The organism is Bradyrhizobium sp. (assembly GCF_027451485.1).
Lineage (GTDB): Bacteria > Pseudomonadota > Alphaproteobacteria > Rhizobiales > Xanthobacteraceae > Bradyrhizobium.
In genome coordinates, this window is sequence record NZ_DAIDJE010000053.1 from 45,884 (window position 1) to 52,135 (window position 6,252).

Here is a 6,252-nt window from a genome sequence, read left to right on the forward strand (position 1 = left end):
ACTGGCCAGGTCGAGCCGCGAATGGAATAGTTCACGTTATAAGGTCGCTTTCCAGAGGTTCCCGCATCATGCCTGTCACCCTCGATCCCGACGCGGCCCTGGTGTTCAAGGCCTTCCAGGAGGCAGGCAGGCCGGCCTACGAGACGCTGACGCCGGCAGAAGCGCGCGAATACTACCGGCAGGCCCGCTTCGTCACCAATCCGGAGCCGCCTCTCCTGAAATCGGTCGCACCGCTGGCGATCCACGCTGCCAAAGGCATCATCCCGGCGCGAATCTACACGCCGATGACACTGCGGCAATCAAACGGCCTCGCGCCGAGCCTGGTCTTCTTTCATGGCGGCGGCTGGGTGATTGGCGATCTCGACACGCATGATGTGGTGTGCCGGAAACTCGCCGACGAGGGCCAGCTCATCGTCATATCCGTCGATTACCGACGCGCCCCCGAGTACAAATTCCCCGCCGCCGTCGACGACGCGATCGCTGCGACGGCGTGGATCGCCGATCACGCGCCAGAGCTTGGCATCGATGCTGGGCGGCTCTGCGTCGGCGGCGACAGCGCCGGCGGCAACCTGGCAGCGGTGGTCGCGATCGCCGCACGCGAGAGCAAGAGCCCCTCGATTGCGGGACAGGTGCTGGTCTATCCAGCCACCGATTTTGCGATGACGCATCCGTCGCACCGCGAGCCGGAAACCAGCATCCTGCTCACCCATACCGTGATCCGCTGGTTTCGCGATCATTATCTGAACGTTGCGGCCGATGCCGACGACTGGCGCGCTTCGCCCGCCCGGCTCGAAACGCTGGCGGGCCTGCCGCCCGCTTACGTGCTCACCGCCGGCGCCGATCCCTTGCGCGATGAAGGGGAGGAATATGCCAGGCGGCTCGACCAGGCTGGCGTCGCGGTGACCTACCGCACTTTCCCGGGCCAGTTCCACGGCTTCTTCACCATGGGCAAGCTGCTCGATCAGGCCAACGTCGCGGCACGCGACATGGGTGCCTGGCTGCAGGCGTTGAAATAATGCAGCGTCAATCGACCGGACGAATCATCTAGAGGTTAAGGCACCGTCCACCCGGAACATGTGCCGATGAACCGCAGAGAACGCCGGGCCCAGAAATCGAAAACCGATGCGCTCGACGCCGCCGCACAATGCGAGGCCGGTCATCGCGCCTTGCAGGCGGGGCACACGCTGGAGGCTCAGCTCTGTTGCCAGAGCTTGCTGGCGGAAAATCCCAACCACGCGCCCGCCCTGCACCTGATGGGCCTGATCGCGTTTACAGCCGGGCAATATGATCACGCGCTGGAGTGGATCGCGCGCGCCATCGCCCAAGCGCCAAGGGCCGACTATCTTGCAAGCCTCGGGGCGACGCTGTCGCGGCAAGGCCGGCCCGACGAAGCGCTGAAGGCCTTCGACAAGGCCGTGCAGCTCAAGCCGGATGATGCGGCCTTATGGAAAGCGATGGGCGATGCACTGCTGGAACTGCGGCGCTACGACCACGCGCTCTTGAGTTTCCAGCATGTGCTGAAGCTCGATGCCAGCAACCAGGATGCGGCCTACAAAAGCGGCGTCCTGCTTCATGACGCCGCGCGGCACGAAGAGGCGCTCACTTGCCTCAATATCTGCGATGAACTGCTACCGAACCATGCCCCGACCTTGCAGGCGCGCGCCCGCGCGCTGCTTGCTTTGCGGAAATTCGATGCCGCGCTTTCGGACAATCTGCGCGCCAACACGCTTGCGCCAAATAATCCCGACACCCACAACAATATCGGCGCCTGCCTGCAATCGCTCGGCAAGGAGGAAGACGCGCTCGCCTGGTTCGATCGCGCCCTGCAGCGGTTGCCGGACTCGATCGAAATCCTCAACAACAAGGCCAACATCCTGCAGCAGTTGCAGCGCTTCGACGAGGCGTTCGCGCTCTATGACGAGATCCGCGCCCGGCGTCTGAACAACGCCACCACAGACTGGAATCTGTCGCTCCTGCAGATGCTGCTCGGCGATCTCGAGGCCGGCTGGTCCGGGCGCGAAGCGCGCTGGAGGATTCCCGATGCCGCGCCCTACCCGCAATTCAGCCAGCCGATGTGGCTTGGCCAGCAATCCGTTGCGGGCAAGACCCTGCTCGTCCATGTCGATGAAGGACTGGGCGACACCATCCAATTCGTGCGCTATGTGCCGATGCTGGCAGCACGCGGCGCGCGGGTCATCCTTGCCATAGAGCGTCCGCTGGTCGCGCTGCTGGCCGGGTTTCCGGGCGTCTCGCAGTGTGTCGCCTTCTCCGACCCCCTGCCCGCCTTCGACATGCACTGCCCGATCGGCAGCTTGCCGCTCGCCTTCAATACGCGCCTCGATAACATTCCAGCCGAGATCTCTTACCTGCCGCCGCCGCACCCAAAACGCGTTCAGGCCTGGAACGCGCGCCTTGCAAGCGTTCCTGGCCCGGACGACCGAGTTAGGGTCGGCCTCGTCTGGTCGGGCAGCCGAACCCACCGCAACGATCACAACCGGTCGATGTCACTGCGGATGCTCTCGCGCATTCTCGAAACTGACGCGGTCTTCGTCAGCCTTCAGAAAGATGTTCGGGAAAACGACAGGGCCGACCTCGCAAGCAGCAAGGTCATCGACTGGACCAGAGAACTCACCGATTTCGCGGACACGGCTGCCTTGGTGAAGTGCCTCGATCTCGTCATCACCGTCGACACCAGCGTCGCCCATCTCGCCGGCGCGCTCGGATGTCCGACCTGGATCCTGTTGCCCTGGACGCCGGACTATCGCTGGCTGCTTCATCGCGACGACAGCCCCTGGTATCCGACCGCTCGCCTGTTCCGCCAGGACGAAACCCGCGACTACGCCCCGGTGCTCGACCAGGTCCGGATAGAGTTGCTCAGGTTCGCAGCCGCCAGATAGCCGGGCGCCCCCGGGAGGGGTGGCATTTCCGCAATCCGACCAGTAAATTGTGCGGAGAGATTGGGCAGCCAACAAAGGCATCCGCGTCGCATGATTGAACTGAACGAACGCCAAAAGCTCGTGCCGCCCGGCGGACACAAACGGGTGCTGCTGCACTCCTGCTGCGCGCCCTGTTCGGGAGAGGTCATGGAGGCAATGCTCGCTTCCGGGATCGACTACACGATCTTCTTCTACAACCCGAACATTCATCCCGAGCGCGAATACTTGTTGCGCAAGGATGAAAATATCCGCTTCGCCGAAAAGCACGGCGTGCCGTTCGTCGATGCCGATTACGACACCGAAAACTGGTTTGCGCGCGCCAAGGGCATGGAATGGGAGCCCGAGCGCGGAGCACGCTGCACGATGTGCTTCGACATGCGTTTCGAACGCACGGCGCTTTACGCCCATGAGAACGATTTTCCGGTCATGACCTCATCGCTCGGCATCTCGCGCTGGAAGAACATGGCGCAGATCAACGATTGCGGACATCGCGCAGCCGGCCGTTACGAAGGACTGAACTACTGGGATTTCAACTGGCGCAAGGGCGGCGGCTCCCAGCGCATGATCGAGATCAGCAAGCGCGAACAATTCTATCAGCAGGAATATTGCGGCTGCGTCTATTCGCTGCGCGACACCAACCAGCATCGCCGGAACCAGGGCCGACCGCCAATTGCCCTTGGGACCCAATTTTATCGCCACGGCGGCGGCGACAACTGACGCTTTATTGTTTTGCGCATCTCCCTTGCAGAACTGTTTGACGACCGGCCCGCCGCGCTGAACGTCAAGACCGCTGTGCTCTACGTCGTTCTGGTGGCGGCCAACGTGCTGGCGTGGCTCTGGGCATTCCTGCAGTTCCGCGATCAGCCGATTTTGCTCGGCACGGCGTCACTCGCTTACGCCTTCGGGCTTCGTCACGCGGTGGATCCCGACCATATCGCGGCGATCGATAATGTGACGCGCAAGCTGATGCAGGAGGGCAGACGGCCGATCTCCGCAGGCTTCTTCTTCGCGCTCGGCCATTCGACCATCGTCATCATCGCGTCGCTGCTGGTGGCGCTGTCGGTCGGCGCTCTGCAAGCCAACTTCGCCTGGTTCAAGTCGATCGGCGGCGCGATCGGAACCGGCGTTTCCGCAGGCTTCCTCCTCGTCATCGCCCTGATCAACGCGCTGATCCTGGTCTCGGTTTACCGTGCTTTCACGGCGCTTCGGCGCGGCGAGCAGGTCACCGAGGAAGCGCTGCACAATTTGCTCGCGCGGCGGGGATTGTTGTCGCGCCTGCTGCGCACCGTCTTCGATCTCATGACCCGAAGCTGGCACATGTATCCCCTCGGCTTCCTGTTCGGCCTCGGTTTCGATACGGCAAGCGAGGTGGGGTTGCTCGGAATTTCGGCCGCGCATGGCTCGGCAGGGCTCCCGATCTGGTCGTTACTGATCTTTCCGGCGCTGTTCACGGCCGGTATGTCGCTGATCGACACCACCGATGGAGTGCTAATGGTGCAGACCTATGGCTGGGCCTTCGTCAACCCGGTCAGAAAGCTCTACTACAACCTCACCATGACGCTGATGTCGATTGTCGTGGCGCTCTTGATCGGCGGACTGGAAGTGCTCGGGCTTCTCGCCGACAAGCTGGAACTGGAGGGGCGCTTCTGGAGCCTGATCGATCAACTCAACCGAAGCTTTGGCCTGCTCGGATATCTTATCATTGCGATCTTCGCAGCCGGCTGGTTGATCTCGGTGCTGGTGTACAAGATCCAGGACCTCGACCGAGTCAGGGAGACCCTGTCGCCCGGCGGCGATTGACAGAAGAATACGTTCCCATGCGGCCATCGCAGTTCTAGGGAACTTCCTTGATCAGCGCTGCCGTGTGAATCGACGGGACTCCGAAGTGTCGCCGCACCGTGACGGTAATGGACGCGACCCCGTAGACAAACGACAGCCCCAACAGCGTAAACAGCAGGAACTGTTTCATGACGCCACTCCAGGCGGTCATGTCCTGTCAATGCAGATGCTGAACAGTTGTTTCGCCGGCCGCACCGAGAATGATCGCGGCAGCGCAGCATGCCACGGGCGTCTGCGCTGCCTGCAGCATGCTACGGGCCAAGTGCGCCGGATGCGCAGCCGCGCGGCGCATCCCGACGCGACGCATAAATCAAACCCATCGCCGGACCCGCGCCAGATACTGATCGAAGGTCGCACCGAACTGACGGCGCATCTTGGCCTCCTCGAAAGGGATGTGCACCCAGTTTACGGTCGCAAAAAGCGCAAGCGGCGCGAGAAACATCGGCCATGCACCGACCCAGATTGCGACGCCAAACGTCGCCAGCACCAATCCCAGGTACATGGGATTGCGCGTGTATCGATACGGCCCGTCAACGACGAGCGCGCGGTTGGTCGGCGAGACCGGATTGATCTCCGTGCCTGCACGATGAAACATGACGGCCGCCCAGACAGGCAGCGCCCACGGAATGAACGCGAGTGCGATGCCGAGCCCTGGCAGCGGCAACCCCGGCAGTTCCGGCCAGCCGAGTTGCCGACTGATTGCGAGCGTGAGGAGAACATAAATCAACGCCCAGACGGGTGGCGGCAGCTTGAGCATGACGATGCCTCCCTGGAGCGCCCACAATCAGCTTGCCCGCGCCGCCCGCCTCAGCGATTGCGGCGGCTGTCCGAAGGCGCGGATGAAGGCGCGGCGCATCCGTTCGGGATCGCGAAAGCCGGTCGAATGCGCCACGCGCTCGATCGCCTCGCTTGAAGATTGCACCTGTTGGCGCGCCACTTCCAGCCGCAACCGCTCCACCGCCTTGAACGGCGTGGTGCCGGTTTCGGCGACAAACGCGCGCGTGAAATGCCGGGAGCTCATCCCGGCCTTCTCGGCCAGATGTTCGACCGTCAGCGGAGCATCGAGGTTTTCCCGTGCCCAGGTCAGGAGCGACGCGAAGCGGCCGGTCGGCGCCTTTAGCTCGAGCAGCGAGGAGAACTGCGATTGGCCGCCGCTGCGCCGCGCGTAGACTACAAGCTGCCGCGCCGTCTGCCGCGAAACCTCCTCACCGAAATCCTCGGCAACCATCGCCAGCGCCAGGTCAATGCCGGCGCTGATGCCCGCGGACGTCCAGATATCGCCGTCGCGCACGAAGATGCGATCGGATTCCAGCTTCACCTTTGGATAGGTGGCGAGAAAATGCCGGGTGCGCCGCCAGTGGGTGGTGGCGCGGCGTCCGTCCAGCAGGCCCGCTTCCGCAATGACGTAAGCACCCGAACAGACGCTGGCGATCCGAACGCCGCGCTTGGCTGCCGTACGCACAAACGCCAGATACCG

Annotated in this window: 7 protein-coding genes; 4 read left to right on the forward strand and 3 right to left on the reverse strand. The window is 63.1% G+C overall.

Going from position 1 to position 6,252, the window contains the following annotated elements; translation table 11 throughout:
• Window positions 1–68 precede the first annotated feature (68 nt).
• The 4 genes from NEZ08_RS08105 to NEZ08_RS08120 all read left to right on the forward strand — a co-directional run bounded on the left by NEZ08_RS08105 (window position 69) and on the right by NEZ08_RS08120 (window position 4,736).
• Window positions 69–1,016: an alpha/beta hydrolase gene (locus tag NEZ08_RS08105; RefSeq protein WP_298106089.1), complete on the forward strand. Its 948-nt coding sequence runs from the start codon at window positions 69–71 to the stop codon at window positions 1,014–1,016.
• A gap of 66 nt (window positions 1,017–1,082) precedes the next feature.
• Window positions 1,083–2,897 carry a tetratricopeptide repeat protein gene (locus NEZ08_RS08110; RefSeq protein ID WP_298106090.1) on the forward strand — a complete coding sequence of 605 codons (1,815 nt, stop codon included), beginning with the start codon at window positions 1,083–1,085 and terminating at the stop codon, window positions 2,895–2,897.
• 90 nt (window positions 2,898–2,987) lie between these two features.
• On the forward strand, window positions 2,988–3,653 hold the full coding sequence (locus NEZ08_RS08115) for an epoxyqueuosine reductase QueH (protein WP_298106091.1): 666 nt from the start codon (window positions 2,988–2,990) through the stop codon (window positions 3,651–3,653).
• Window positions 3,654–3,671: 18 nt separating this feature from the next.
• The gene (locus tag NEZ08_RS08120) at window positions 3,672–4,736 is read left to right on the forward strand and encodes a HoxN/HupN/NixA family nickel/cobalt transporter (protein ID WP_298106098.1); all 1,065 of its coding nucleotides are present in this window, start codon (window positions 3,672–3,674) and stop codon (window positions 4,734–4,736) included.
• A gap of 34 nt (window positions 4,737–4,770) precedes the next feature.
• On the opposite strand, the gene NEZ08_RS08125 is transcribed toward NEZ08_RS08120, so the two are convergent.
• The 3 genes from NEZ08_RS08125 to NEZ08_RS08135 form a co-directional block, all read right to left on the reverse strand.
• Window positions 4,771–4,905, reverse strand: coding sequence for a hypothetical protein (locus NEZ08_RS08125; protein WP_298106092.1), 135 nt, complete (start codon window positions 4,903–4,905; stop codon window positions 4,771–4,773).
• Between the two features lie 180 nt (window positions 4,906–5,085).
• On the reverse strand, window positions 5,086–5,532 hold the full coding sequence (locus NEZ08_RS08130) for an isoprenylcysteine carboxylmethyltransferase family protein (RefSeq protein ID WP_298106093.1): 447 nt from the start codon (window positions 5,530–5,532) through the stop codon (window positions 5,086–5,088).
• A gap of 27 nt (window positions 5,533–5,559) precedes the next feature.
• A partial coding sequence (locus NEZ08_RS08135; protein WP_298106094.1) for a GlxA family transcriptional regulator occupies window positions 5,560–6,252 on the reverse strand: 693 nt, incomplete at its 5' end.